The organism is Microbacterium sp. AC132 (genome assembly GCF_979258525.1).
Genome location: NZ_OZ409862.1, coordinates 1310631 through 1337291, shown reverse-complemented (window position 1 = coordinate 1337291; position 26661 = coordinate 1310631). Strand labels below are relative to the sequence as shown.

General features: G+C 68.7%; 28 protein-coding genes. 16 read left to right on the top strand and 12 right to left on the bottom strand.

The genetic code is table 11. The annotated features are described in order from the left end of the window. Positions 1 to 366: 366 nt before the first annotated feature. Entirely contained in the window at positions 367 to 1581 is a 1215-nt protein-coding gene (locus tag ACZZZQ_RS06230; protein ID WP_463507128.1) for an MFS transporter, read from the bottom strand. An 85-nt stretch (positions 1582 to 1666) separates the two neighbouring features. On the opposite strand from ACZZZQ_RS06230, the gene ACZZZQ_RS06225 reads away from it, so the two are divergent. Beyond that, the gene (locus tag ACZZZQ_RS06225) at positions 1667 to 1972 is read left to right on the top strand and encodes an ArsR/SmtB family transcription factor (RefSeq protein ID WP_053098447.1); all 306 of its coding nucleotides are present in this window, start codon (positions 1667 to 1669) and stop codon (positions 1970 to 1972) included. A gap of 31 nt (positions 1973 to 2003) precedes the next feature. Here the strand turns inward: ACZZZQ_RS06225 and ACZZZQ_RS06220 are convergent, their stop codons facing one another. After that, a complete protein-coding gene (locus tag ACZZZQ_RS06220) occupies positions 2004 to 2762 on the bottom strand; it encodes an SDR family NAD(P)-dependent oxidoreductase (RefSeq protein ID WP_463507127.1) in 759 nt (252 codons plus the stop codon). A 1-nt stretch (position 2763) separates the two neighbouring features. Next, positions 2764 to 3042, bottom strand: a complete 279-nt coding sequence (locus ACZZZQ_RS06215) for a helix-turn-helix domain-containing protein (protein ID WP_056277652.1) — start codon at positions 3040 to 3042, stop codon at positions 2764 to 2766. A gap of 78 nt (positions 3043 to 3120) precedes the next feature. Here ACZZZQ_RS06215 and map point away from each other — a divergent pair, with 78 nt between their 5' ends. Further along, positions 3121 to 3891 carry a type I methionyl aminopeptidase gene (map, locus tag ACZZZQ_RS06210; protein ID WP_463507126.1) on the top strand — a complete coding sequence of 257 codons (771 nt, stop codon included), beginning with the start codon at positions 3121 to 3123 and terminating at the stop codon, positions 3889 to 3891. 6 nt (positions 3892 to 3897) lie between these two features. Here map and ACZZZQ_RS06205 read toward each other — a convergent pair whose 3' ends face one another. From ACZZZQ_RS06205 to ACZZZQ_RS06195, 3 genes are all read right to left on the bottom strand, one after another. Next, positions 3898 to 5427 (bottom strand): glycosyltransferase family 2 protein, encoded by a 1530-nt coding sequence (locus ACZZZQ_RS06205; protein WP_053098449.1) that lies wholly within the window; start codon positions 5425 to 5427, stop codon positions 3898 to 3900. Between the two features lie 140 nt (positions 5428 to 5567). After that, positions 5568 to 6755, bottom strand: coding sequence for an RNA polymerase sigma factor (locus tag ACZZZQ_RS06200; protein ID WP_463507125.1), 1188 nt, complete (start codon positions 6753 to 6755; stop codon positions 5568 to 5570). Continuing rightward, positions 6752 to 7129: a YciI family protein gene (locus tag ACZZZQ_RS06195; protein WP_053098451.1), complete on the bottom strand. Its 378-nt coding sequence runs from the start codon at positions 7127 to 7129 to the stop codon at positions 6752 to 6754. The genes ACZZZQ_RS06200 and ACZZZQ_RS06195 overlap by 4 nt, the downstream gene beginning before the upstream one ends. A 165-nt stretch (positions 7130 to 7294) precedes the next feature. Between ACZZZQ_RS06195 and ACZZZQ_RS06190 the strand changes: the two genes are divergently transcribed. From ACZZZQ_RS06190 to ACZZZQ_RS06180, 3 genes are all read left to right on the top strand, one after another. Then, a complete protein-coding gene (locus tag ACZZZQ_RS06190; RefSeq protein ID WP_053098452.1) occupies positions 7295 to 7882 on the top strand; it encodes a PadR family transcriptional regulator in 588 nt (195 codons plus the stop codon). 24 nt (positions 7883 to 7906) lie between these two features. Further along, on the top strand, positions 7907 to 9595 hold the full coding sequence (locus ACZZZQ_RS06185) for an ABC1 kinase family protein (RefSeq protein ID WP_463507124.1): 1689 nt from the start codon (positions 7907 to 7909) through the stop codon (positions 9593 to 9595). A gap of 132 nt (positions 9596 to 9727) precedes the next feature. Further along, positions 9728 to 11803: a BCCT family transporter gene (locus ACZZZQ_RS06180; RefSeq protein ID WP_463507123.1), complete on the top strand. Its 2076-nt coding sequence runs from the start codon at positions 9728 to 9730 to the stop codon at positions 11801 to 11803. 506 nt (positions 11804 to 12309) lie between these two features. Here ACZZZQ_RS06180 and ACZZZQ_RS06175 read toward each other — a convergent pair. Then, positions 12310 to 13989, bottom strand: coding sequence for an SDR family oxidoreductase (locus tag ACZZZQ_RS06175; protein WP_463498173.1), 1680 nt, complete (start codon positions 13987 to 13989; stop codon positions 12310 to 12312). Between the two features lie 91 nt (positions 13990 to 14080). On the opposite strand from ACZZZQ_RS06175, the gene ACZZZQ_RS06170 reads away from it, so the two are divergent. The 3 genes from ACZZZQ_RS06170 (at position 14081) to ACZZZQ_RS06160 (ending at position 16237) form a co-directional block, all read left to right on the top strand. Then, positions 14081 to 14329 carry a hypothetical protein gene (locus ACZZZQ_RS06170; RefSeq protein ID WP_295104537.1) on the top strand — a complete coding sequence of 83 codons (249 nt, stop codon included), beginning with the start codon at positions 14081 to 14083 and terminating at the stop codon, positions 14327 to 14329. Between the two features lie 56 nt (positions 14330 to 14385). Then, on the top strand, positions 14386 to 14559 hold the full coding sequence (locus ACZZZQ_RS06165; protein ID WP_072590528.1) for a CsbD family protein: 174 nt from the start codon (positions 14386 to 14388) through the stop codon (positions 14557 to 14559). Positions 14560 to 14659: 100 nt separating this feature from the next. Then, entirely contained in the window at positions 14660 to 16237 is a 1578-nt protein-coding gene (locus ACZZZQ_RS06160) for an MFS transporter (RefSeq protein ID WP_285363714.1), read from the top strand. 15 nt (positions 16238 to 16252) lie between these two features. Here ACZZZQ_RS06160 and ACZZZQ_RS06155 read toward each other — a convergent pair whose 3' ends face one another. Further along, positions 16253 to 16810 (bottom strand): MarR family winged helix-turn-helix transcriptional regulator, encoded by a 558-nt coding sequence (locus tag ACZZZQ_RS06155; protein WP_053098456.1) that lies wholly within the window; start codon positions 16808 to 16810, stop codon positions 16253 to 16255. After that, positions 16810 to 17061 carry a hypothetical protein gene (locus tag ACZZZQ_RS06150; RefSeq protein ID WP_053098457.1) on the bottom strand — a complete coding sequence of 84 codons (252 nt, stop codon included), beginning with the start codon at positions 17059 to 17061 and terminating at the stop codon, positions 16810 to 16812. The genes ACZZZQ_RS06155 and ACZZZQ_RS06150 overlap by 1 nt, the downstream gene beginning before the upstream one ends. A gap of 123 nt (positions 17062 to 17184) precedes the next feature. Here ACZZZQ_RS06150 and ACZZZQ_RS06145 point away from each other — a divergent pair, with 123 nt between their 5' ends. The 8 genes from ACZZZQ_RS06145 (at position 17185) to ACZZZQ_RS06110 (ending at position 23650) form a co-directional block, all read left to right on the top strand. Next, positions 17185 to 17634, top strand: a complete 450-nt coding sequence (locus ACZZZQ_RS06145) for a MarR family winged helix-turn-helix transcriptional regulator (protein ID WP_056276197.1) — start codon at positions 17185 to 17187, stop codon at positions 17632 to 17634. A 72-nt stretch (positions 17635 to 17706) separates the two neighbouring features. Then, a complete protein-coding gene (locus ACZZZQ_RS06140; protein WP_285363716.1) occupies positions 17707 to 18036 on the top strand; it encodes a DUF7882 family protein in 330 nt (109 codons plus the stop codon). Positions 18037 to 18039: 3 nt separating this feature from the next. Next, positions 18040 to 18330 carry a hypothetical protein gene (locus tag ACZZZQ_RS06135; RefSeq protein ID WP_157557383.1) on the top strand — a complete coding sequence of 97 codons (291 nt, stop codon included), beginning with the start codon at positions 18040 to 18042 and terminating at the stop codon, positions 18328 to 18330. 85 nt (positions 18331 to 18415) lie between these two features. Continuing rightward, positions 18416 to 19639, top strand: a complete 1224-nt coding sequence (locus ACZZZQ_RS06130) for an MFS transporter (protein WP_463507122.1) — start codon at positions 18416 to 18418, stop codon at positions 19637 to 19639. A gap of 153 nt (positions 19640 to 19792) precedes the next feature. Then, entirely contained in the window at positions 19793 to 21100 is a 1308-nt protein-coding gene (locus tag ACZZZQ_RS06125) for an ABC transporter substrate-binding protein (protein ID WP_053098462.1), read from the top strand. 72 nt (positions 21101 to 21172) lie between these two features. Beyond that, positions 21173 to 22045: a carbohydrate ABC transporter permease gene (locus tag ACZZZQ_RS06120; protein WP_056276212.1), complete on the top strand. Its 873-nt coding sequence runs from the start codon at positions 21173 to 21175 to the stop codon at positions 22043 to 22045. Beyond that, complete coding sequence (locus tag ACZZZQ_RS06115; RefSeq protein WP_056276215.1) at positions 22042 to 22935, top strand: carbohydrate ABC transporter permease; 894 nt, start codon at positions 22042 to 22044, stop codon at positions 22933 to 22935. Before ACZZZQ_RS06120 ends, ACZZZQ_RS06115 begins: the two co-directional genes overlap by 4 nt. Before the next feature lies 1 nt (position 22936). Then, entirely contained in the window at positions 22937 to 23650 is a 714-nt protein-coding gene (locus tag ACZZZQ_RS06110; RefSeq protein WP_463498171.1) for an alpha/beta fold hydrolase, read from the top strand. Between the two features lie 167 nt (positions 23651 to 23817). Here the strand turns inward: ACZZZQ_RS06110 and ACZZZQ_RS06105 are convergent, their stop codons facing one another. From ACZZZQ_RS06105 to hisD, 3 genes are read right to left on the bottom strand one after another with little or no spacing between them, the layout of a single operon-like run. Further along, positions 23818 to 24561: an HpcH/HpaI aldolase family protein gene (locus ACZZZQ_RS06105; RefSeq protein WP_463507121.1), complete on the bottom strand. Its 744-nt coding sequence runs from the start codon at positions 24559 to 24561 to the stop codon at positions 23818 to 23820. Next, positions 24558 to 25316: an SDR family NAD(P)-dependent oxidoreductase gene (locus tag ACZZZQ_RS06100; RefSeq protein ID WP_056276223.1), complete on the bottom strand. Its 759-nt coding sequence runs from the start codon at positions 25314 to 25316 to the stop codon at positions 24558 to 24560. Before ACZZZQ_RS06100 ends, ACZZZQ_RS06105 begins: the two co-directional genes overlap by 4 nt. Continuing rightward, positions 25313 to 26644, bottom strand: coding sequence for a histidinol dehydrogenase (gene hisD, locus ACZZZQ_RS06095; RefSeq protein WP_463498167.1), 1332 nt, complete (start codon positions 26642 to 26644; stop codon positions 25313 to 25315). The genes ACZZZQ_RS06100 and hisD overlap by 4 nt, the downstream gene beginning before the upstream one ends. Between the last annotated feature and the right edge of the window lie 17 nt (positions 26645 to 26661).

Sequence of the window (26661 nt, the reverse complement as noted above, 5' to 3'; positions counted from 1 at the left end):
CCCTCCTTCGAGGCGAGAGATCTCCCTCGCAGTGGGAGTGGATGCCGGGGCCGCGCGCTCGGAAGGAGATCGCGCATAACGAAGGAGGTGTCGGCGGCATCCGTCCTTCGGGGCGAGAGATCTCCTTCGTACTGGGGGTGGATGCGGGAGGGCAGCGCGCGCTCGGAAGGAGATCGCGTCTACCGAAGGAGGTGTCGGCGGTATCTCTCCTTCGGAGTGAGAGATCTCCTTCGCAGTCGGTGGGATGCCGGAGGCGGCGCGCGCTCGGAAGGAGATCGCGTCTACCGAAGGAGGTGTCGGCGGCATCTGTCCTTCGGCGCGAGAGATCCCCTCCGACGCGAGAGACCTCCACCCAACAGAGAGCAGCTACTCCGCTCGACGCACCCGCAGCACCAGTGCGATGAGCGCGAGCGCGATGACCGCGACGCCGTACCCGACGCACACTGCGCCGAGTCCGAAGGCTCCGACCAGCATCCCTGCGACGACTGCGGGCACGCCGAAGGCGAGGTAGGCGAGCAGGTAGATCACGGCGAACGTGTCGGCGCGGTCGGTCGGGGGGATGCGGGGTGCGAGTGAGGCGACGACTCCCGAGAAGGCGGTGCCGAATCCCATGCCGGTCACGGCGGTCGCGGCGAGGTAGAACGGAAGCGACCCGGTCGCGAGCGCCCAGAGCGACAGCGCGGTGCCGACGGCGAGGGCCGCGGTGCCGAAGATCACCGAGGTGCGCGGGCGCCGGTTGCGGAAGAGGAATGCGGTGACCGCACCGACGCCGGCCAGCATCGCGACCGCGAGTCCCTGCCAGACGTGCGCCTCACCGCCGAGCTGGGTGCGCACGATGTTCGCGCCGAGTGAGAGGAAGAGCCCACCCGTCGCCCAGCCGGCGATGATCGCGGGGGCTCCGCGCCAGAAGTCCGAGCGGATGCCGGCCGGCACCGACAGTCGGAAGCTCAGCGACGCGAGTGCTCCCGGCCGCAGCGGAGCGGTCTCGGGTGCCAGGAAGAAGAGCCCCGCGAGCACGATGTACACGGCGGTCAGGGGTGCGAAGACGTCGAGCAGCGGCTGTCCGGTCACGTCCAGCGCGATGCCCGAGACGAGCGCGCCGAGGGCGAGGCCGATTCCGGGGCTGAGCGCGTTCCACAATGCGGCGACCCTCGAACGGCCACCGGGGGCGAGGTCGAGCGCGGCGGCCGAGAGGGCTGCGATGAGCACGCCACTCGCCGCCCCCTGCAGGATGCGGGCGAGCATGAGCGTGGCGACCGTATCGGCATGCCAGAACAGCACCATGCTCGCGGCGAGCACCAGGAGACCGCCGATCGCGACCGGTCGCCGCCCGACATGGTCGGAGAGCGAGCCTGCGGTGAGCAGGGCGAGCAGCAGGGCGACCGCGTAGACGGCGAAGACGGCGCTGATGACGATCGCGTCGAATCCGATCTCTGCGGCGAGCACGGGGTAGAACGGCGACGGCGCACTCGCGCCCATCATCATCGAGATCTGCGTCACGACGGCCAGCGCGAAGCCGAAGCGCGGGCGACGGATCCGAGGTGCCGTCGCGGTCGTGTCGATCGGTGACGTGGTGGTCATGAGTGCTCCCGCGGTATTGGTTCGAGATTCATCGAACTATCGGAGCGTACTCGCGATCCCGCAATTGTTCAACTATTCTCGAACCATGCCTGGCGAACTCCCGCACCCCGAGCGATCCGAGATCCAGCTCACCGACGTGCTCTTCGCCCTCAGCGACCCCGAGCGTCTGGCGATCGCGCGACAGCTCGCCGACGGGCCGCTCGACATGGCGGAATGCCACGCGACCGACCCGAACCTGCCGAAGTCCACCAAGTCGCATTTCATGAAGGTGCTGCGCGAAGCGGGCGTGATCCGCAACGAGCCCAACGGCCGGCGACGGATGCTGACGCTGCGCCGCGCAGAGCTCGACGAGCTGTTCCCCGGCCTGCTGGAGTCCGTGCTGCGTTCGTGACCCGCAACAGCCCAGGCGAGAGCCCACCGCCTCAGCGGAAGTACGACGCGCCGTTCAGGTCGAGCACCGTGCCCGATGCCCACACCGCGGTGGGCGAGGTGAGATAGGCGACGGCATCCGCCACCTCTTCGGGCGTGCCCACCCGGCCAAACGGACTCTGACCGCGGATGCTGTCGCCCTGCTCTCCTTCGAGCTTCGCCGTCTGCCGGTCTGTCGCCACCATTCCCGGAGCGACCGAGGTCACAGAGATGCCGTGGGGTGCGAGCACCAGCGCCATCGACTGCCCGAACGCGTGCAGTCCTGCCTTGGTCGCGGCGTACGCGGGGTGGTCGGCCTCTCCGCGGAACGCGCCGCGTGACCCGACGTTGACGATCGATCCGCCGCTGCCCCGCTCGATCATGTGCTGAGCGACGAGCATCGTGACGTTCGAGGCGCCGAGCAGGTTCACCGAGGCCATGGCAGACCAGGCGCGCTGCCACTCGGCATACGTCGTCGAGTCGACGCGATGCTCGTTCGCCGTGCTCGGGGCCACGGCCGCATTGTTCACCAGGATGTCGAGTGAACCCAGGGCTGCGATGCCCTCCTCGACCACGCGCTGCGCCTCCGCCGGGTCCCCGACGTCGCCGCCCACGATCGCATGGTTCGAGCCTTCGAGTGAGGCGAGGGTCTCTTCCGCGGCCGCGCGATCGCGGCCGTAGTGCACGACGACCCGGTCGCCCCGTCGGGCGAAGGCCTGCGCCACTGCGCGGCCGATGCCGCGCGAGCTGCCCGTGATCAGCGCATGCGCCATCTCAGGACGCGACCTGCGTGCGACCGACCGCATGCACCGCCGGCTCGATCTCGGACCACACCGAGTCCAGCGAGAGGTGCAGCACGCCGGCGATCGCGGCGATGGTCGAGAAGGCGGGGGTCGCCACGCGACCCGACTCGATCTTGCGCAGGGTCTCGGGCGAGACCCCCGCCTCGAGGGCGACGCTCAGCATCGATCGCTCACCGCGCGCTCGCCGCAGCAGCGCGCCGAGGCGCTCGCCCCGCTCGACCTCGGCGGGAGTCAGGGGCATCCGAACCATCATGAGCCCATTGTAATACCGGGATAGTATTACCGGTATAGTTATTGGAACGACCGACGGCGAGCTGTGGAGAACCCCATGATCGAGATCCTGAACCGCGACGAACTGGCTCGTGCACGAGACGCGGGCGCCCTCGTCGGCGGCATCCTCCAGTCCCTCAAGGAGCGAGCGGCGGTCGGGGTGAACCTGCTCGACCTCGACCGCTGGACGAAGCAGATGATCGAGGATGCCGGTGCGCAGTCCTGCTACGTCGATTACGCCCCCTCCTTCGGTCGGGGGCCCTTCGGCCACTACGTCTGCACTGCCGTGAACGATGCGGTGCTGCACGGGATGCCGCACGACTACGCCCTCCTCGACGGCGACCTTCTCACTCTCGACCTCGCCGTCACGCTCCGGGGGATCTCAGCGGATGCCGCCGTCAGCTTCGTGGTCGGCGACGGTGCGGCATCCGCCGACCTCGACATGATCGACGCGACCGAGCGTGCGCTGGCCGCCGCGATCGCCGCAGCCCGACCCGGCGCGCGCATCGGCGACCTCTCCCACGCGATCGGCACGGTACTCGGCGACGCGGGCTACCCGATCAATCTCGAGTTCGGCGGCCATGGCATCGGTTCGACGATGCACCAGGACCCGCACGTCGCGAACGACGGACGCCCCGGCCGCGGCTACAGACTGCGCCCCGGCCTGCTGCTCGCACTGGAACCGTGGGTGATGGCCGACACCGACCGGCTGGTCATCGACGACGACGGCTGGACGCTGCGCAGTGCGACCGGATGCCGCACAGCCCACACCGAACACACCATCGCCATCACCGAGACCGGGGCCGAGGTGCTCACGCTGCCGCGCTGACCCTCGTCACTTCGTGCGCGAGCCGCTCCGCACCCGACGCACAGCGCGGCCGGCCAGGTCCTTGAGCCGGCCGCCGGGGTACTGCCTGCGCAGCTCGACGGCGCCGCCGCGTCCCGCGACCGGCGTGCACGTGCGCCCGGCGAGCAGGGGTGAGCGTCCCGCGGCGGCGAGCGTCGCAGCATCCGCTCGGAGAGGGACGTCGAAGGTCCACCCCGCCCGTCGCACGGTCACGAAGAGCTTCGCCCCGCGCGACTCGTCGTCGGGCCGGAACACCTTCAGCGGGTCGATCGCGATGCGGAGGGAGTCGAGGCTGCGTGGGTGGAGGTTCGCCACACGACGCTCGATCGCCGCGGCCTTGTCGCGCCACACCAGCTCGACGTGATCGTTGGACATCTCCCGCTTGGCTTCGAGAAGACCGGTCGGAAGGCCGTCCATCGCGATCGGCAGTGACGTCATGACGCCCGTGCCCGGCTCGAACTCGAGTGCGTCCTGCCCGTCGCGGGTGATCGAGACATCGACGGTGAGATACAGTCCGCCGCCCCGCGACCACCGTGCCGACGTCACCACCGCCCGGCAGGTGAGCTCGGCCTCGAACCGCGCGAACGTCAGCAGGTCGGCGCGTCGATCGGCTCGCAGCAGTGCGGCCCGGATGCGGTTCGGAAAGGCCAGGCCCCCGTCGACGCCGGGTCCGAAGCGACGTCGCGCGAGCGGGATGACGACGTCGAGCAGTCGCTGGCGATACTCCTCGGGGTACCCGGCGTACTTCTTGCCCGACACCCGCTTGAGGATCTTGCCGCGGAACCAGTGCCGCAGCAGCCGGTCGCGCAGTCGCCCCGGTTCGGTGTACCGCTCGACGAGATCGAGCACGGCCTCGAGATGCGGGAAGTACGTCTCGGGTTCGATCCGCGACGAACTGGCACTGCCCGCGTGCTTGACCCACGCGTAGCAGGGGCGGCTGGCGAGGATCGAGATCGTCGACGCCTCGAAGTACGCCCTCATCACGAACAGATGGTCTTCGAGGCGCACCTTGCCGTCGGGGAATCGGATGCGCTTCTCGCGCAGGAACGAGGTGCGGAACATCTTGTGCGGCGTCAGCATCTCGAGCAGCGGATCCTCGCCGAGTCGCGCGCGGGGGATGTCGCGGCGGAAGATGCGACTCGGAAGCCGCCGGCCGATGCCGACCTCCCTGCCGACCACGACATCGGATGCATGCTCGTCGGCGTAGTCGCAGAGCGCCTCGAGGGCGCCGTCGTAGAGCCAGTCGTCCTGATCGACGAACTGGATGTACGTGCCGCGCGCATCGTCGATCCCGTGGTTGCGCGGTGTTCCCGGCCACCCCGAATGCGGTAGATACGCGACGCGCACGTAGGGACGATCACGCGCGATCTCGACCAGTCGAGCCGCCGTCTCCTCACCGGAGCCGTCGTCGCAGAGCAGCACCTCGAACCGGCCGTGATCGAGCGTCTGCCGATCGAGAGACGCGATGAGCTCGTCGAACGCCGCTCCCGGACGGAACACGGGAACGACGACGCTCACTCTGATCGAAGTGGACGGTGGGGAAACGGCAGGGGAAGACGACATCGACGGCAGTCAAACATCGTCGGCTATGGAGCGCACGGGGCTTGCTTTCAGCGCCGTGTGCGTGCAGTGCGTGCGGCGTATGCGTGCAGTGCGTGTCAGTGGGATCGTGCGTGGGCCGCCGCGCGGCCGCGGAGGAAGCCGATGACGCCGTCGTCGTCGGCGAGCGCGATCGCCCGCGCGTAGGCCTCACCGGCATCCTGTCCGGCCTCGGCGAGCAGGCCCGCCCGAGCCGCCCAGTACGGCTGGAATCCCTCTGCATGGGCCGGAAGTGCGGCGAGGCCAGCCTCGGCTCCGTCGATGCGCGCGGTGACGACGGCGGCCGCGACCCGGGCGCCGAGGGTCGGAGCGACCGCGAGAAGCGCGGCGTACAGCATCCGCAGTGAGTCCCAATCGGTCGCGCCCGTGCGCAGCCGATCGCAGTGCACCGCCTGGATCGCCGCCTCGAGCTGGAATCGTCCCGGCGCACCGGTCGGCCGCGCTCGCCGCAGGTACGCCTCGCCCTCGGCGATCAGCGCCGCATCCCAGGTCTGGGGATCCTGCTCGTCGAGGGGGATGAACTCGCGAGAGCGCCGCGCGAGAGTCAGCGTCGTGAGGGCGGCCAGCCCCCACGCCTCGGGCTCGTCATCGAGAAGCCCCGCCAGAGTGACGGCCAGGTACTGCGCTTCGCCCGCCATCGACTCGGCGTCGCCGCGCCAGGTGAGCGCGGCGCATCCGTAGACCGCCTCCAGCACAGCGGGCAATCGTTCGGGCATCGAGCGGCGGTCCGGAATCGCGAACGGGATGCGGGCATCTCTGATGCGTCGCTTCGCCCGCACCAGGCGCTGTGCCATCGCCGTCGCCGGAACGGCGAACGCGCGCGCGACCTCGGCCGCCTCGAATCCGAGCACGGTCTGGAGCATGAGCGGCGCGCGCACGGCAGGGTCGATCGCCGGATGCGCGCACACGAACAGCAGTTCGAGTCGCTTGTCGCCGATCGCGAGCGGATCATGGTCGGCGAGCGGATCGACGCGAGCGCTCTCCTCGGCGAGGGGAGCGGATGCCGTCGCCGCCGCCGACTTCCACATATCGCGCAGCCTGTTCCTCGCCACGGTCATCAACCACCCTTCCGGGTTGTCGGGCACTCCGGCATCCGGCCAGCGCCGCAGCGCCTCTTCGAACGCTCCCGACAGGGAGTCCTCGGCGAGCGCGAGGTCGCCGGACCGCGCCGCGAGCAGCGCGACCAGCCGGCCGTAGGAGGTCCTCGCCGCACTCTCTGCAGCGGCCCGGACCCCCTCGGGGATCATCGGTTCGGAGTCCAGACGCCGTCGACCGTGAACACGGCACCCGGGCGGATCTCGACCGCACCCCAGAACGCCGGCGGGGCCTGGCGGGCGAATCCGATCGCGGCATCCAGGTCGGGGACGTCGATGACGACCGTGCCGCCGAGCTGCTCTTTCGTGTCGGCGAACGGGCCGTCCTGCACCTGCAGCGCGTCATCGCGCACGCGAACGGTGGTGCTGACGGCCGACGGCTGCAGAACCTCGGCCGAGACGAGCACCCCTGCCGACTGCAGGGTGGCGGCGTAGCTCGCGAATGCGGCCTGGCCCTCTGCGAGCGCCTCGGCGCCCAGAGTCTCGGCATCGAGCTCTTCGTAGTGCAACAGCAGTGTGTAGCGCATGTCTCTTCCTCACTGTTCGACGGTCAGCGTACAGAGAGATGACGATCGAGCAGCAGGCCGATCGACACATCCGCCGAAGTTCACCTTCCGGGCCGAGACTCCCACCCCACATTCAGCCTTAACGATATATCGTTGACTATCGCTCACCACTTCCGGGAGGTCATCATGAACAACGCATTCCCCTCGAACCCGTTCGGCGGATCCGGCTTCGGCTCGGGCCAGGGCGGACCCGCATCCGCGATCTTCGATGCCATGGAGCAGCTCCGCAAGTCCTTCGAGCAGCGCCCCAGCGGCGGCTCGCGCATGGCGAAGGGCGACGTCCGCACCGCGGTGCTGTCGCTGCTCACCGAGAAGCCGATGCACGGCTACCAGATCATCAACGAGATCGCCGATCGCAGCGGCGGATCGTGGAAGCCGAGCGCAGGCTCGGTCTACCCCACCCTGCAGCTGCTGGCAGACGAGGGCCTGATCGAGGCTCAGGAGCAGAACGGTCGCAAGACCTACTCGCTCACCGAGGCCGGCCGCGCCGTCGCCGCCGAGCACACCGAGACCCCCGCCCCGTGGGAGTCGCAGTCGAAGAGCGAGGGCTCGCACGACAACCCCCGCTACAGCGCACTGCCCAAGGCGGGCGTCGACCTCGCGGCGGCAGCCGCGGCCGTCGGTCGCAGCGGCAGCACCGAGCAGGTGCAGCAGGCGGTCGAGATCCTCGACGAGGCCCGCCGTAGGCTGTACTCGATCCTCGCTCAGGACTGATCGCACACGACACAGGGACGACACATGACGGATGCTGCGGCGCAGGGCGCCCATCGTGCCCGGTACCGCCGCATCCTGTCGTTCGCGGCGCGCGAGTTCCTCAAGGTCTGGTGGTTCGAGCTCGTGCTGCCGCGCTTCGGCATGAGCTCGATCGCCGAGCGCACCCGGTCGCCGCGCATGCAGCGCTTCGCGAAGCGGTTCCACGTGCTCGCGGTCGAACTCGGCGGCCTCATGATCAAGGTCGGGCAGTTCATGTCGTCGCGCCTCGACGTGCTGCCGCCCGAGATCACGAAGGAGCTCGAGGGACTGCAGGACGAGGTCCCGGCCGTGCCGTTCGCCGACATCCGCGCGGCCGCCGAGGCCGAACTCGGCCGTCCGCTCGCTGAGGCCTACGCCTGGTTCGATGAGACGCCGGTCGCTGCGGCATCCCTCGGCCAAGCGCACCGGGCCCGACTCTCCGCGCAGGATGCCGTCGACACCGGTCTCGGCGACGTCGTCGTCAAGGTGCAGCGCCCCGGCATCGACGAGATCGTCGCGGTCGACCTCGCGGCCCTCCGCCGCGTCGCCCGCTGGGCGATGCGCGTGCGACTGGTCGCCGATCGGGTCGACGCGCCCGGCCTCGTCGAGGAGTTCGCGCAGACCAGCCTCGAGGAGATCGACTACCTGCACGAGGCCGCCAGCGCCGAGCGCTTCCGTGAGAACTTCGCCGGCGACCCCCGCGTCAGCGCGCCCGAGATCGTCTGGGAGCGGTCGACCCGGCGCGTGCTCACGCTCTCGGACGTCACCGCGATCAAGATCAACGACACGGATGCTCTGCGGGCAGCCGGCATCGATCCGGCCGAGGTCGCCGACGTGTTCGCCGAGGTCATGTTCGACCAGGTGTTCACGCACAGCTTCGTGCACGCCGACCCGCACCCGGGCAACATCTTCGTGACACCGGAGGCCGACTCGACGACCGGCCGCAACTTCCGCCTCACCTTCATCGACTTCGGGATGATGGCCGAGGTGCCCGACAACCTCCGCGACGGTCTGCGCACACTGCTGATCGCGGTCGCCGGTCGCGACAGTCGAGGCCTGGTCACCGCGGCCCAGGAGATCGGCGTGCTGCTGCCCTCCGCGGACACCGCCGAGCTCGAGCGGGCGCTCCGCGCGCTGTTCGCCCGCTTCGGCGGCATGGGCTTCGCCGAGCTCAGCAAGGTCGACCCTCGGGAGTTCACCGACTTCGCCGACGAGTTCGGCGACATGGTGCGCTCGCTTCCGCTCCAGCTGCCCGAGAACATGCTGCTGCTCATCCGTGCGGTGTCGCTGACCTCGGGCATGTGCTCGAGCCTCGATCCATCGTTCAACGTGTGGGACGCCGCCGAGCCCTACGCCGGCCGCCTGCTGCGCGACGAGTCGGGCAACCTCATGCAGGACATGGCGCAGCAGGCCATGGAGACCGCCGCCGTCACCTACCGCCTGCCGAAGCGGATCGACGCGATCATCACCCGCGTCGACGACGGCAACGTCACCTTCGACACCTCGGCCCTCGAGCGCCGCCTCGACCGGCTCGAGGGCATCGCCCGCCGCATCGGATCGGGCGTGCTGTTCGCCGCGATGCTCGTCGGAGGCGCGCTGCTCGTCACGCCGCTGCCGCCGCTCGGCATCACCCTCATCTGCGTCTCGGCGCTGCCCCTGCTGCACTCGGTGTTTGGCGGTCGTCGCTCGCGCTGACGCGCCCGGACTGCTCGCGCTGACGCGCCCGGAGAACCCGGAGCATCCGGCATCCGCCCGGCGTGTGCGCCCCGGAGCGCCGCGGATCGACCCGTTCATCTGGCCTTTCCGTCCAGGTCGCAGAATGCCGGCATGGGAGAATGGGTTCTCATGGACACTCCGGACGAGAAGACGCCCACGAGGAACGAGCCTCCGAAGACCTCCACCGCCGCGATCAGGCAGGCCGCGAAGGCCACCGAGACCGCGCAGAAGATCGTGCGCGACATCGCCGCGGTTCCGCCGCGCGGCGTGCACCCGGCGCTCGTGCCCGGCGTCTCGGTCGAAGAGACCGGACGCACCTACCGCACCGATCCGCTCGTCTTCGGCATCGCCGTCGCGCTGACCCTCGCGTTCATCGCGTGGGGCGTGTTCGCGGGTGACAACCTCTCGGGCACGACCTCGACCGTGCTCGGGTGGGTCGTCGAGTACTTCGGCTTCTTCTTCACCACGATCGCGACCGTCATCCTCGTCTTCATGCTCTTCGTCGGCTTCAGCCGCTACGGACGCATTCCCCTGGGCCGCGACGACGAAGAGCCCGAATTCTCGATGTTCTCGTGGATCTCGATGCTCTTCGCCGCCGGAATGGGCATCGGTCTCGTCTTCTGGGGCGCCGCCGAGCCGCTCACCTTCTTCGAGAACCCGCCGCCCGGAACGGTCGAGGCGAACACCCTCGAGGCCATGCACACGGCGCAGGCGCAGGTGCTCTACCACTGGGGCCCGCAGGCGTGGGCCTTCTACGCGCTGGTCGGCGGCGCGATCGCGTACGGCGCGTTCCGTCGTGGCCGCACGCCCCTGATCTCGTCGATCTTCGCGCCGCTGCTCGGTGAGGGGCGCACCACCGGACCCCTCGGTCGCACGATCGACATCTTCTCGATCATCGTGACCCTCTTCGGCACCGCCGCGTCGCTCGGCCTGGGAGCCCTGCAGATCGGCCACGGCGTCGAGATCGTCAGCGGCATCGGCGAACTCGGCAACGGCGTGCTCATCGCGGCCATCGCCGTGCTCACCGCCTGCTTCATCGCCTCGGCGGTCTCGGGCGTCTCGAAGGGCATCCGCGCGCTGTCGAACATCAACGCGGTCGTCGCGCTGCTGCTCGCATTCTTCGTCTTCTTCGTCGGACCGACGCTGCTGATCCTGAACGTCATCCCCTCGGTCGCCGTGCAGTTCCTCGGCGACCTGCCCGAGATGGTCGCGCGGTCGGCGTCGCAGGGCGACGAGGCGCAGATGTTCCTGTCGAGCTGGACGATCTTCTACTGGGCGTGGTGGATCTCCTGGTCGCCGTTCGTGGGCATGTTCATCGCCAAGATCTCGCGGGGCCGCACGCTGCGACAGTTCGTCTCCGTCGTCATCCTGGTTCCGGCCGCCATCTCGCTCATCTGGTTCGCGATCTTCGGAACCACGGCGATCCAGCAGCAGATGAACGGCGCAGGGCTCACGGTCGACCCGCCCGAAGAGGTGCTCTTCGGCGTGCTCGAGAACCTGCCGTTCCCGCTGATCACCAGCATCGTGCTCATCCTGCTGATCTCGATCTTCTTCATCACCGGCGCCGATTCGGCCTCGCTCGTCATGGGCACGCTCTCGCAGCAGGGCCGCCCCGAGCCGTCGCGCTGGGTCGCCGTCGTCTGGGGAGTCCTGGTCGGAGTGATCGCGGCGGTGCTGCTCGTCACCGGCGAAGAGGGCAGCGGCCTGAAGTCGCTGCAGAACGTCACGATCATCGCGGCGCTGCCGTTCGCCGTGATCATGGCCTTCATGATGGTCGCGTTCATGAAGGATCTGCGACGCGACCCCATGATCCTGCGCGAGCGCTATGCCCGCATGGCCGTTCGCCACAGCGTCATGGCCGGACTCGAGGAGTACGGCGACGACTTCGCGCTCGTGCCCGTCGAGTACGACCACTCGGAAGACGACCTCGCCTGGATCGATGAGGCCGACGTCGACGACAGCCTCGCCGAGGTCTACGCGACCGCGACCGAGGCGATCGACATCATCCCCGACGCCGGTGGTGGCGCTGCGGATGCCGGCGCCGATGCCGGCGATGCGAGTCCGGCCGGAGATGCGAGTGCGACCGGCGACGCGAGTGCGGCCGGCGATGCGAGTGCGGGTGCGGCCGCGGACGCCGGGTCGGATGACGGGGGCGACCCTGCGGGCCTCGCCGAGCGTCCTTCCTGACGACAGGTGCATTCTTGACCCCGCCCGCGCCGCCGTCGGTCCGGTGCGGGGCCAGTAACGCATCCGAATCGGCCGTTTCCGCTGCGAAAGTGGCCCCGCACGTGAGTCCCGGTGCCGAAGTGGCCCCGCCATGTGGGTGGGGCGTGAGGTTGCCCCTACCCGCTGGTTCCATCGCGGTGCGGGGTCAATAACGCATCCGAATCGGCCGTTTCCGCTGCGAAAGTGGCCCCGCACGTGAGTCCCGATGCCGAAGTGGCCCCGCAGGCACCTCGCGCGTGGGTCCGGGTGCCGAAGTGGCCCCGGATGCACCTCGTGCGTGGGTCCGGATGCCGAAGTGGCCCCGCCACGCGGGCTGTGGGAGTGAGGTTGCCCCTACCCGCGGGTTCCATCGCGGTGTGGGGTCAGTAGCGCATCCGAATCGGCCGTTTCCGCTGCGAAAGTGGCCCCGCACGTGAGTCCCGGTGTCGAAGTGGCCCCGCATTCACCTCGCGCGTGGGCCCAGAGGCTCAGGCGACGGGGGCCGTCTCGCTCGGGGCCGCCTCGCCCGCACCCGCCTCGCTCGCACCCGCTTCGCCGACGCCCGCCTCGCCCGCACCCGCCTCGCCCGCACCGGGCGCGACCGTCTCGACGGGGACGGATGCCGCGGCGGTGATCTTCGCCGCCATGCCCGCGAAGATGAAGCCGTGGAACGGCAGCACGGCCAGCCAGTACAGCCGTCCCGCGAGCCCGCGGGGGAAGAACACCGCCCGCTGCTCGTAGCGGGATCCGTCGCCGTCGGGCAGTGCGCGCAGCTCGAGCCAGGCCTCGCCCGGCACCTTCATCTCGGCGCGCAACCGTAGCAGTCCGCCGCTCGCGGGCGACGAGTCGGTCTTGCGGCCGGGCTCCTCGACGGCTTCGACGCGCCAGAAGTCGATCGCATCACCGACCCGCGCCTCGGCCTTGCTGCGGCGTCCGCGGCGGAGCCCGACTCCGCCGACGAGCCGGTCCATCCAGCCGCGCACCGCCCAGAGGAACTTCGACGAATACCAGCCGTTCGACCCGCCGATGCCGATGATCACCCGCCACAGTCCGTCGACCGGAGCTGACGTCTTCAGCTTGCGGGTGTCGGTGAAGACGGTGCGTCCCGCCCAGTCCGGGTCGCTGGGCAGCGGGTCGCTGGGGGCGCCCGAGACCTCGGCATCCTGCCAGCTCGTCTCGATGGTGTCGGCGTCGAGACGGCCCAGCGCCATCGAGACGGCGGTCCGATACGGGGTCAGCCCGCCGTCCGGGCGGGGGATGAGGTCATCGATCGCGCGGTCCTTGACGATGCACTCGTTCTGCAGCGACGCGACGAGCGGGCGCGCGATCGATCGCGGAACCGGGGTCACCAGGTTCACCCAGTGCGATGCGAGTCCCGGAGTGAGCACCGGCAGGGCAGCGATCGCGCGCTGGCGCAGACCCGCCTCAAGCGCATAGCCGTTCATCATCTGGCCGTAGCGCAGCACGTCGGGTCCGCCGATGTCGGCGGCGCGGTTGACGCTGTCATCGACGCGCGCGGCGCCCAGCAGGTAGTGCAGCACGTCGCGCACCGCGATCGGCTGGATGCGGTTGCGCACCCATTTCGGCGCCGGCATGTACGGCAGCACATCGGTCAGGTGCCGGATCATCTCGAACGACGCGGAACCGGAGCCGATCACGACGCCCGCCTGCAGCACGAGCGTCGGAACGCCCGACTCGAGGAAGATCTCGCCCACCCGCACCCGGGAGCGCAGATGAGGCGAGAGCTTCACATCGTCGGGATGCAGTCCGCCGAGGTACACGATGCGGCGCACGCCGGCCTTCGCCGCGGCATCCGCCACCGTGGTGGCCGCTCGTTCGTCGCTCTCCTCGAACCCCTTGCCCGCCGTCATCGAGTGGATCAGGTAGTAGACCACGTCGACATCGCGCATGGCCTCGGCCACGGCGTCCGCGTCGTCAGCCGACCCCTCGACGATCTCGCAGTCGGCACCCCACGGGAAGGATGCCGCGCGCGCGGCGTCCCTGGCCAGTGCGCGCACCCGGTATCCGGCGTTCAGCAGACGAGGCGTCAGCCGCCCGCCGATGTATCCCGTGGCGCCGAGCACCAGCGCGCGAGGCGCCGATCCGTCTTCGCGGGGGAGGGCGCGCAGGGCCTCTTCGTGCCCGGTGGGCTGGGTGAGCTCGGTCATGTGTCGAGCGTAGGCGTGATGACCGGAAATTTCACTAGGCTGGCGATTGACTAGTTCATCTAGTAATCTTTTGGCGGAGGAAGGTGATCACATGACGACAGCCACGCAGTACCCCACCCGTCGTGAGCTCCGGTCTCGGCGAATCCTGCCGAACGGTCCTGTCGACGTCGCCCCGCTGTCGGCACGTGCTGCTGTCGGCCGCTCCACCGGGCTCCGCAGCGTCCCGCTCCCCGCATCGCGCACGCCGTTCTGGAAGTCCGCCGGAGTCGTCGGCCTCATCGCGGTCATCGCCGCCGGCACTCTGCCGCTGGCGGCATCCGCCCTCGACATCCCCCTGTGACCGCACGGCGCGGGCGCTCGACCACAGACCACCGCTGATAAGAGAGAGGAGCCCCCATGGGACTCGATGACAAGATCAAGAACACCGCTCAGGACCTCGCCGGCAAGGCGAAGGAGGCCGTCGGCAAGGTGACCGACAACGAGAAGCTCGAGGCGGAGGGCCGCGCCGACCAGGCGAAGGCCGACGTCAAGAAGGCCGGAGAGAACGTGAAGGACGCGTTCAACAACTGACACCGGTGAGCAACGGCGGGGAGGTGGCGCGAGCCACCTCCCCGCCTTCTGTGCGGCCCGACCTGCGATGGTCGTGCGGCGCGAGAGAGAGTGAGACAGCATGTCCGACCGCCTGAACAATGACACGCCGAACCTGTGGCAGCGCCTGCTGCGACGGCTGCGTCCCGCCGCGGCAGAGCCTCGTCGGCTCACGGTCGAGGACGTCACCGTCGTCGACCGCCCGATGCTCCGCCGCGCGGTCGCCGGCACCGTGGTCGGCAATCTCATGGAGTGGTACGACATCGGCGTCTACGGCTATCTCGCGGTGATCATCGGGCGGGCGTTCCTGCCGGACGCATCCGCGGGGGCGCAGTCGCTCTTCTCGCTCGGCGTCTTCGCGGTGACCTTCGTCGCCCGTCCGCTCGGCGGCATCGTGCTCGGCCAGCTCGGCGATCGACTCGGCCGTCAGCGCGTGCTGGCCTTCACGCTGATCATGATGGCCGCGGCCACATTCCTCATCGGCGTGCTCCCCGACTTCTCGGTCATCGGCGTCTGGGCGCCGATCCTGCTGATCGTGCTCAAGCTCGCGCAGGGCTTCTCGACCGGCGGTGAGTACGCGGGCGCCACGACCTTCATCACCGAGTACGCGCCCGACCGGCGCCGCGGCTTCTATGCCTCCCTGCTCGACCTCGGCTCGTACATGGGCTTCGCGATCGGCGCCGCCTTCGTCTCGATCCTGCAGCTGACGCTGTCGGCCGAGGTCATGCAGGGCTTCGCCTGGCGCATCCCGTTCCTCGTCGCGCTTCCGCTCGGACTGATCGCGATCTACTTCCGGCTGAAGATCGAGGACACCCCGGCATTCCAGGAGGCACAGGACTCGGCGAAGCGCGCGGCCGACGACGCACAGGCGTCGGCGGATGCGCCCAAGGGCGTGCTCGCACTGATCCGCGCATACTGGCGCGAGCTGCTGACGGCGTTCGTGCTCGTCGCCGCCGCCAACACCGTGGGCTACGCCCTCACCTCCTACATGCCCACGTACCTCACCGGAACCCTGGGCTACGACGAGGTGCACGGCACTCTGCTCACCCTTCCCGTGCTCGTGGCGATGGCGCTCTGCATCCCGCTCACCGGAAAGCTCTCCGACCGCATCGGACGCCGCAAGGTGCTGTTCATCGGGTCGATCTCGGCGATCGTGCTGGCCGTGCCGTCGTTCCTGTTCATGATGCACGGGGAGATCTGGTCGACGCTCCTCGGCCTGGTGCTGCTCGCCTTCCCCGTGACCTTCTATGTGGCCAACCTCGCCTCGTCTCTGCCCGCGCTCTTCCCGACGTCGTCGCGCTACGGCGGCATGGGCATCTCGTACAACCTCGCCGTCGCCCTGTTCGCGGGCACGGCTCCGGTCGTGATGGAGGCGCTCGTGCAGATGACCGGATCGTCGCTGGCCCCGGCGTTCTACGTGATCGGCACCTCGATCGCCGGCTTCATCGCCGTGGTGGTGCTCAAGGAGTCGGCGCGCAGGCCGCTGCCGGGTGCGATGCCGAGCGTGCAGACGATCGAGGAGGCCGTGGAACTGGTCGAGACGCAGGAGGAGAACCCCGACCTCGACCTCGACGAGCTGTTCCCCGAACGCCTCGAGAACGCCGCGGACGACGACGGAGTGGCTGGCGCTCGGGTCGAGGATCAGGTCGAGAAGGCCTGACCCGCGGCGGAGGGATCACTCGCCGGAGGGCTCGGACTCCTCGTGCGAGCGGATGACGTCGCGCAGCTCCTGATCGAGATCCGACGCCTCTTCGATGGCCGAGGTCATGCCGGCGAGGAATCGCGTCACGATGCCACGCTCGCGGTCGCTCATCTCGTCGACGAGCGACAGCATCCGCCGGTGCATCGCGCCGAGGGTCTCGCGCACCTCGTCGTCGCTGCTGACCGTGGGCACGACGACCCCGGCGCGGCGATCGGTCGGGTGCGGCTCGCGCTTCGCGTGCCCGCCCTTCTCGAGGCGGTCGATGAGGGTCGTCGTCGACGCCGTGGAGATGTCGAGCATGCGGGCGATGTCGATCGGGCGCACGATGCGGCCGGCCCGCTGCTCGCGCAGCAGGAAGCGCAGCGCGACCAGGTCGGTCTCGTTCATGCCCATCGACGCCCTGGTGCGGGCTCGCATGGCGGTCTCGGCCGAGCGGTAGCGGCGGAGCATGTTGAGCACGTCGACCGTGCTCGCGCTGTCGGAGTCGGGGTACCAGTACCCCGATCGGCCGAATTCTTCAGAGCGCTCCATCACGCCACCTCGCCGTCATCGCTCAGGGATCCCTCGTTCTCTCCATGCTCGCGCGCGAGCATCTCGATCGCGCCGGCTTCGACCTCGGCAGGGACGATCCGCAGCAGTCCGCCCGTGATGGCGTCGTGCTCGGCGGCCACGATCTGGTCGAGCCGCCAGGCGGGAACCGACGGGAACCGCGCTCGCAGGCGATCGAGCATGTCGGCGTACATGATGTACCCCGCATCCCCGAGTGTGAATCGCTCGACCATGACGTCCCTTTCCTGCCCGTGTTCTATCTTCGCACCCGATCAGAGTCCCTGGTGGCATTGGAATTCGCTAGGCCACCTCGTTACCTGTCTTTCGAGTAGAATGGAGGGGTCAGGGGGTGACACATGGCCAGCAGGACCGACATCAGAACGACGTCGACCGATCTCGTCGCTCGGGTCGACGAACTCCGTCGCGCCGAGGCGCAGCTGGGCCGTCGTCTCGCCGCGCTGCGCGCGCCCAATGACACCGATCGTGAGGCCATGAGGTACATCACGGAGGCGCCGGCGGATGCTCCCGCGACCCCGGGAGGACTCGCTGCGCACCTGAACGTGAGCACGGCCGCGATCACGAGTCTGCTGCGCCGTTTGCAGGAGCGCGGCCAGATCGTCGTCGCCCCGCATCCGGCCGACGCGCGATCGAAGGTTCTGCGACCCTCTCTGCGCGATCTCCACTCGCCCGGCGACGAGCTCACGCAGCGCATCGCCGCCCTCGCCGACGAGTTCACGCCCGAGCAGACCGATGCGATCTCACGGTTCCTGCACCGCTTGACGGAAGAGATCGGCGACCTTCCCTGACGTCCGACTGGGATTTAGCTAGGTAACCTAGTAATCTATTTCTCAAGCCAGTCTGAGCGTGAGGGAGAGAACATGGGTTACCTGACCTACGGAAGCACCGCCGCACCGATCGAGATCGACGACGAGCTGCTGACCCACCTGCGGCTGGTGATCGTGACCAAGCTGCGGCGCAACGAGTCCTTCCCCCTGACCCTCTCGATCGGCGACGGCGCCATCGAGACGCTCTGGGTGCACGCCTCCATCCCCCTCCGGTTCGCCATGGACGAGGAGCCGAGCATCGACCGCTCGCTGGTGGTCTCGATGATGAACGCGGCGAACTCGGCCGGCGGGCTCGACCTCACTCGGGCTGAGTTCGCTCCGGCGCTCACGGGGTCGCGTGTGCTGCACGCGATGACTGCGTGAGCCATGTCCGTACGAATCAGAAATGCCGCGAAGGCGGCGACGAGCGCGCGGGTGCGAGGCGCCTCGCGGACGCGAGGGCTGTGGGTCGAGGTCGATCCCGGCTTCCACGTCGGCAATGACCGGCGCCAGTTCCTCGGATCGATCACGGGGACGCCGCGTGAGGGCTTTCGGGCTTTCGGAGCGCAGTCCGACTTCATCGGCCAGTTCGACGACCTGGATGCCGCCAAGGCAGCGGTCGCTGCGGCATCCGTGATCGCCGAAGAGATCGCACAGGGCGAACCGCAGCTCCACTGAGGTCGATCGCGATCGCCGCACGGGTGGCATACGCGATGCGGAAGGCGATTTTCGACGGCGTCCCTCGACGTGTACGGTCGTTGCTATGACTTCGATCGAATCGATTCGACGGCCGGCTGTCGACCAGGCGTCGCGCCGAGCGCGCATCGCGGTCTCGGCGCTGTTCCTCACGAACGGCGCACTGTTCGCCAACATCCTGCCCCGCTACCCCGAGATCAAGGCTGCTCTGGGGCTCGACAACGCCGGGTACGGCCTTGCGATCGCGGCCTTCCCTGCCGGCGCGATCGCCGCGGGTCTTCTCGCCGCCGTGCTGATCCGTCGATTCGGCTCGGCGCGGATCGCCGTGTTCGGCACGATCGCCACGGGGCTCGGCCTGCTCGCGGCCGCACTGGCGCCCTCCGGCATCCTCTTCGCCGTCGCCCTTCTGCTCGGCGGGGCATCCGACGCGATCACCGACGTCGCGCAGAACGCGCACGGTCTGCACGTGCAGCGGCGATACGGCCGCTCGATCATCAACTCGTTCCACGCCATCTGGTCGATCGGCGCGGTTCTCGGCGGAGGCATGGCCGCGGCCGCGATCGCCCTGCAGCTGCCGCTCGGCGTGCATCTCGGCATCTCGACCGCGGTGTTCGCGGCCGTCGCCTTCACCGCGCTCTGGTTCTGCCTGCCCGGACGCGATGAGGAGGCGGATGCGGAGGCGACGGCCGAGCCGGTCGAGCTGGGCGGCGCCGTGCGCCGCGGAGTCAGCCCTCGCACCGTGATGATCATCATCGCGCTCACGCTCATCGCGATGGCCGGTGCCGTGGCCGAAGACGCCGGCAACTCGTGGGCGACTCTCTATCTGAGTGAATCGCTCGGCGCCGCGGCCGCCATCGCGCCGCTCGGATTCATCGCGCTCGTCGGCGCACAGTTCATCGGCCGGATGCTGGGCGACGGCATGACCGACCGGTTCGGGCAGCGCGCGGTGGCCCGCGTCGGAGGACTGATCGCCGCAGCGGGCATGACACTCGCGCTCATCTTCCCGAGCGTGCCGGGAACCATCGCCGGATTCGCCGCCGTCGGCTTCGGCATCGCGACGCTCATCCCGGCCGCCATGCATGCGGCGGACGAACTGCCCGGCCTGCGACCGGGAGTGGGGCTCACGGTCGTGTCGTGGCTGCTGCGGCTCGGCTTCCTGCTGTCACCGCCGATCGTCGGGTTCATCGCCGACACCGAGAGCCTGCGGGCCGGGTTGATCGTGGCCCCGGCTGCGGCTCTGGTCGCGGTGCTTCTCGCCGGAGTGCTCGAGAAGCGCAGGGTTCGGGAGTAGCAGTTCGGGTCGGCCGCGGCGGGCCGTGAGAGTGATGCCGAAGGGTGTTCGTCCTCGCGTATCGCGGGTTTTCGCAGTATACGTATTCAATCCAGAAAGTTTCCGGGAACATAGGCTTCCCTAAGTCGATTGCATACGTATACCATCAGCGTCATGGGACACATCAAGCATCGAGCACTGCCGGTACTCGCCCTCGCAGCAGTGGGCATGATCGCCCTCTCCAGCTGCGGCGCCGGGACCCGAACCGACAATGAGAACGCGACAACGGTGTCGTGCGACTACACGGCTCCCGAGGGCAAGACCACGGTCAACGTCCTCGCCTACAATTCCTCCGCCATCGACCCCTTCACCGACACCATGGTCAAGAGCTGTTCGACCGATGACGTGACGCTGAAGCACGATCCGATCGACTTCGGCGGGCAGGTGACCAAGACCACGGCCACCCTGGCCGGCGACACGGGCACCTACGACATCATCGAGACCTACGGATTCGTCATCCCCGGCTTCGGCGAAGAGGAGAAGCTCGTTCCGCTGAACGACCTCTGGGACAAGTATGGCGAGGACTACGGGCTCGGCGAGATCAGCGAGTCGATGGTCGAGGGCATGTCCTACGACGGCGACATCTACGCCATCCCGATGCAGGCGCAGATGTTCGTCATGGCCTACCGCACCGACATCTTCGAAGACCTCGGCCTCGACGTGCCGACCACCTTCGACGAGATGATCGCCGCGGCCGAGGCGATCAAGGCAGAGGGCCTCATGGACTATCCGATCGCGCTGCCCTGGCTCGCCACGGCCGACGTGACGACCGGCTTCGAAGGGGCGATGAACTCCCTCGGCGCCGACTTCGTCACCGCAGACGGCGAGGTCACGCTCGACGGACCCGAGGCGAAGCAGGCCGTCGAAGCGATGCTCGCACTCAAGCCCTACATGGACCCGCAGGTCACGACCTTCGACCAGCCCAAGGTGCAGCAGCAGATGTTCAACGGCACGGCGGCCATGTCGATCATGTTCTCCGGTCGCATGTTCGACCTGACCCTGCCCGCGAACTCCAAGCTGTCCGACTCCTTCGGATTCGCCGGTGCGCCCAAGGTCTCCGACGACGCCGAGTACTCCTACAACCGCCTCTCGATCGACGGCTGGTCGATCCCCTTCAACACCAAGCTCGACCACGACATGCTCTTCCAGATGATGGCGTCCGCCGTCAGCGAGGACGCCTCCACGGCATCCGTCCCCGCCGCCTACCCGGCCCGCGAGGGCATGGTGACGGAGGAGAACTCCCCGTACGGTGCCGCCGCCAACGACTCGATCGCGAGCGCCATGCCGCCGATCGTGTCGCCGGTCATCGCCGACATCACCAACGAGATCCGGCCGATCCTGGTCTCGATCCTCAACGGCCAGGTGTCCGTCGACGACGGGCTCGCCCAGATGCAGGCCGCCGGCGAGAAGATCGCCGGCTGACCCCGATCCGACCGTCCATGACTGTGGCCTGAGCGTGAGTTCAGGCCACAGTCCGTCCAAGGGAGGACGCACATGAAGGCACGCGAATTCTGGCTGCTCTTCGCTCCGAGCCTGCTGGTGATGGGTGCACTGCTCGTGCTGCCGCTGGTGCGCACGGTGCAGTGGAGCTTCGAGCAGGTCCGCTACGGCACACCAGGCACCTTCATCGGGTTGGAGAACTTCACCGACGCGCTGACGGACCCCCGTTTCCACAAGGCGGTGATGTTCACGGTCGCCGTCACGATCGTCACCACGGCGATCCTGCTCGTCTTCGGGTACATCATCGCCACCGGCATCAACCGCATCACCACGTCGCGTCCGCTCGTGCTCGGCATCATGCTCGTCTCGTACGTGCTGCCGAACCTCGTCGGCGCCGTCGCCTTCTCGTGGCTCTTCGACGACAACTTCGGCGGTGTGGTGAACCGCCTGATCGGCTTCTTCGGCGGGTCGCAGGTGCTCTGGTTCACCGACCAGGTGCCCAACGCGATCCTCGTGATCGCCAACACCGTCTGGCACATGCTCCCGTTCGCGATGCTGATCATCCTGGCCGGACTCCAGGGCGTGCCGAACGAGCTGAAGGAGGCGGCGAAGATCGATGGCGCCAACGGCTTCCAGACGCACCTCAACGTGATCATCCCGACCATCCGCGGAGTGCTCGGATTCGTGACGCTGATCACGATCATGGATGTGCTGCGCATGTTCGACAACCTGATCCCGCTGTCGCCGCAGGCGCAGAACATCGGCAACGAATCGATCATGCTCTACGTCTACTCCGTGGCATTCGCCGATGGCGCCGAGAACCTCGGTCTCGGCAGCGCGATCAACGTGCTCACCATCCTCCTGATCCTCATCATGCTGATCCCGTTCATCCGGGGCATCTTCAAGGAAGCGAAGGCCGAACGATGAGTCTCACCTCCGCAGAACTCTCGACGAGGGCCATCGTCACGAAGGGCGTGCCGAAGCGCCGTCGCCGCGGCCCCAACCGCCCGCCGGTGATCACGGGGCTGCTGCTCGGCATCCTCTGCATCGTGATGCTGAGCCCGTTCATCTGGATGACGCTGTCGGTGACCAAGCCCACCGACGTCGCCTTCGCCAACCCGCCGGTGCTCTGGGACTACCAGCCGACCCTGCAGGCGTTCGTCGATCTGTGGCAGACCACGTACTTCGCCGACTACCTCGTGAACACCGTGGTCGTGGCGGTCGTGTCCACCGTGATCGCGCTGGCGATCGGCATCCCGGCGGCCTATGCGCTGTCGCGGTTCCCCAGCTACGTCTCGGCGCTGCTGCTCGTGCTCGCACTGATCTTCCGTGCGCTGCCCCGCTTCGCGGTGGTGCTGCCGATGTACGACATCAGCCGCGCGCTCGGCATCTACGACACCACGTTCGCGCTCGCGATCGCCCTCGTCGCGATCAACCAGCCGTTCACGATCTGGCTGCTGCGCAACTTCTTCGCCGAGATTCCGAAGGAGCTCGACGAGGCGGCCATGATCGACGGCTGCACCAGGATCGGGATGCTGCGCAGGGTCATGATCCCGCTGATGGGGCCGGGGATCCTGACCGCCGGCATCTTCGTGTTCCTGTTCGCCTTCCAGGAGTACCTCACCGCGCTCGTGCTCACCGACACCTCGTCGAAGACGGTGCCCGTGTTCATCGCCACGCAGCTCGGGCAGACCCTGCCGATGCTGCAGCAGGCGGGAGCGGCGTCGATGCTGTTGACGATCCCGGTGTTCGTGATCGCGTTCATCGCGCAGAAGTATCTCGTCGCGGGTCTCAGCGACGGTGCCGTGAAGGGCTGAGGTGGCTGCCGCGGTGCCGCCGCTCGTGCTCCTCGCGGGCATGAACTGCACGGCCGACCTGTGGACGGATGCGCGGTTCGAGGGGGCGGTCCGGCCGGTGCTGGATCGTCCCTCGATCGGCGAGCAGGTGGCGGCGCTGCTCCGGGATCTGCCCGAGACCTTCGTGCTCGTCGGCCACTCCCTCGGGGGCATCGTCGGCATGGCTCTCGCCCTCGCCGCGCCTCAGAGGGTGGCCGGCCTCTGCCTCGTGTCGACCAATGCCAAGGCGCCGACCGACGCGCAGCGTTCCGGATGGGGCGGGTGGCTCACGGCACTCGACGAGGGCGTCGAGCCGCGCGCGCTGCAGGACGGCATCCTCATTCCTCTGCTCGGGGAGGCGCTCGTGCGAGAGCGGCCCGAGCTCGTGGAGCGGACTCTGCGCATGGGGGAGGAGACCGGTGCCGACCGGCTGCGCGCTCAACTGCGGATGCAACTCACGCGCACCGACCTGCTCTCGCGGATCACCGGATTGACGATGCCGACCCTCGTCGTCTCGGGGCTCGACGACGCCATCTGTCCGCCTCACTTCCACACCGAGATCGTGTCGGCGATGCCTGACGCCCGTCTCGTCACCCTGGATGCCGGCCACCTGCTGCCACTCGAGCGGCCGCGTGAGTTCGGGCGTCTCGTCCGGTCGTGGAGGTCGCAGCAGCGACTGGCCGGCATCGTCGTCTGACCTCGGGTTCGCTGCGCCTCGGCTTGTGGTGCTGCGGCAGTCGGGAGGACATCCGCGATTCGGAGAGTGGAGGCGGGGGAGGTGACCTCCGTATCGCAGATCTCCTCCGAATCGACGGTGGGTGGCGGGGCGCGGGCGGCGCGGGCGGCGCGGGATGCGGGGAGCGCTCAGCGCTCGGGCGCCGCGAGGCCGCGCAGATGCGCCATGAGAGAGGACGCGAGGTTGTAGACGACGAGGTCGGCTCCGTCGGCGAAGGCCGCGCTCGCCGCATCCCTCGTGCCGACGATGTCCATGCGCAGTGAACCGACCCTGGCCAGCGCCGAATGCACCGCAGCGATCGCCTCGGGCAGCGGTCGATCATCCGGTCCACTCGACGCCGCGAGGTCGGCGGGGCCGACCATGATGCCGTCGAGTCGTGGCACCGTGGCGATGCCCTCGACGTCTGCGACCCCGCCGGGCGATTCGATCATCCCGAGCACGAGAGTGTTCTCGAGCCACCAGTGGCGGTGCTCTGAGGGGTCGATGAGACCGAAGCGTCCGGCCCGGCTGTAGGTCGCGAATCCGCGCAACCCGACCGGCGGGTACATCGCCGCAGAGACCAGCGCCTCGGCATCCGCTGTCGTGTCGAGGTGAGGGGCGAGGATGCCCTGGGCTCCCTGGTCGAGCACCCGCAGGATCTGGCCGCGGTCGCCCTCGCCGACGCGCACGATCACCGGCACGCCGTGCACCTGGGCCAGCGCGATGTGCTGCCGCAGCGCGACGACGTCGGCGGGGCCGTGCTCGCAGTCGATCAGCACGAAGTCGAACTCGGCGACGGCGAGCATCTCGACCAGCTCTTCCGACGGCATCCGGAGCAGTGCCCCGATCAGCTTCTCGCCGGCGAGCGCTCGGGCTCGCAGCGACCGCGTCATGCGACCATTCCTGCTGAGAGATCGATGTCGGCACCGCACATGCCTGGCATCCCGAGCATCGCGATGACCGCTGCGCCCACCTCTTCTTCTGTGACCATGCGTCCGAGCGCCGCGCGCGAGACGAACGCCTGCTCGGCGTCGTCGATGCTCGTGCCCGATCTCGCGGCCTCGAGGCGGAAGTTGCGCTCCATGCGCGGTCCCTGCACCGGGCCCGGCGACAGCGAGTTCACCCGCACACCTGCCGGTCCGACCTCGAACGCGAGCGTCGAGGTGAGCCCGATCACGGCCATCTTCGACGCGCAGTACGGCGTGCGGTGCGCGAGCGGACGCTTGCCCGAGACGGAGGCCACGTTGATGACGTCGCCGTCGCCGCGTTCGACCATGCCGGGCAGGAATGCCTTGCAGAGCAGGAACGTGCCGCGCACGTTCACGGCGAAGACCTCGTCCCAGTCGTCGACCTCGATGTCGGTGAGCGCTGCGACCGGACCCGGGATGCCGGCGTTGTTCACCAGGATCGACACCTCGGTGTCCGCCAGCTGCTCCCGCAGCCTGTCGACGGATGCCGGATCCGACACGTCGCAGGTCATTCCGCGTGTCCGTGAACCGAGGTCGGCGACGACGCGGTCGAGCTTCTCGGCGTCCCTCCCGACCACGACCACGTGCGCACCGGCGGCGTGCAGGGACCGGGCGATGGCCGCCCCGAGTCCGCTGCCGCCGCCGGTGACCACGGCCGTGCGACCGGCGAGGTCGGTCATCGCGACTCCGCGCCGACCGCCGCGTGACTCTCGTCGATCCAGGCGAACTCCGTGCCGGCGTGCCTCCAGGCGCGGGCATCGCCCGAGCGGGCATGACCTTCGAAGAGCTCGACTCGTGCAGCGCGGCCGCACACGGCTCCGAGCTCGGCCGACGACTCGCTGTTCTGGATCTCCTGATAGGTCACCGTGCGCAGGTACTTGCCCACCCAGAGTCCGCCGGTGTACCTCGCGGCGCCGAGCGTCGGCAGCACGTGGTTGGTGCCGATCACCTTGTCGCCGTAGGAGACGCAGGTGTTCTCGCCGAGGAACAGCGCGCCGTAGTCGTGCATCCGCGTCAGTGCCTCGCGCGGGTTCTGCGTGAAGATCTGCACGTGCTCGAAGGCGAAGTCGTCGGCGATCCGATAGGCCTCGTCGAGGTCGTCCGCGACGATCACCTGTCCCCAGTCGCGCCAGGCCGGGCCGGCGTAGTCGCGAGTGGGCATGCCGGGCAGGATCTTCTCGATCCAGTCCATGACCTCCTCCGCCAGCGCCTGCGAGGTCGTGACGAGCACGGCGGGGGAGTCGGGGCCGTGCTCTGCCTGGGAGAGCAGGTCGACGGCGGTGAAGAAGGGATCGGCGTGCTCGTCGGCGACGATGAGGATCTCGGTCGGGCCGGCGAAGAGGTCGATGCCGACCTCGCCGAACAACTGGCGCTTGGCCTCGGCGACGTAGGCGTTGCCCGGGCCGGCGATCATGTTGACCGGTTCGATCGAGTCGGTGCCCACGGCCATCGCCGCCACCGCCTGCACTCCGCCGAGGATGTAGATCTCGTCGGCGCCGGCCATCTTCATGGCGGCCACGGTCGCGGCGGGGATCTCGCCGCGGATGGGCGGAGTGCACGCGACGACGCGGGGCACGCCGGCGACCTTGGCGGTGATGATCGTCATGTGCGCGGATGCCGTCAGCGGGTACTTCCCTCCCGGGATGTACGCACCGGCCGCCTGAACCGGAACATGCTTCTGTCCGAGGAACACCCCGGGCAGCGTCTCGACCTCGATGTCGACCAGCGAGTCGCGCTGGGCCTGAGCGAAGCGGCGCACCTGGCTCTGCACGAACTCGATGTCGGTGATCACCTGGGCGTCGAGCGTGCCGATGATCTCGGTGATCTCGTCATCGGAGAGCCGATACGAGTCGCGACTCCAGTTGTCGAACTGCTCGGCGTACCGCCGCACGGCGACGTCGCCGTTCTGGCGGATGTCGCCGATGATTCCCCTCACCCGCTCGGCGACGTCCTGCTGAGCGGTGTCCGCGAACGTCTTCGTCGGCGCGGTCTTGAGATGCAGGGGCATGGCCCTTCCTTCCGTTG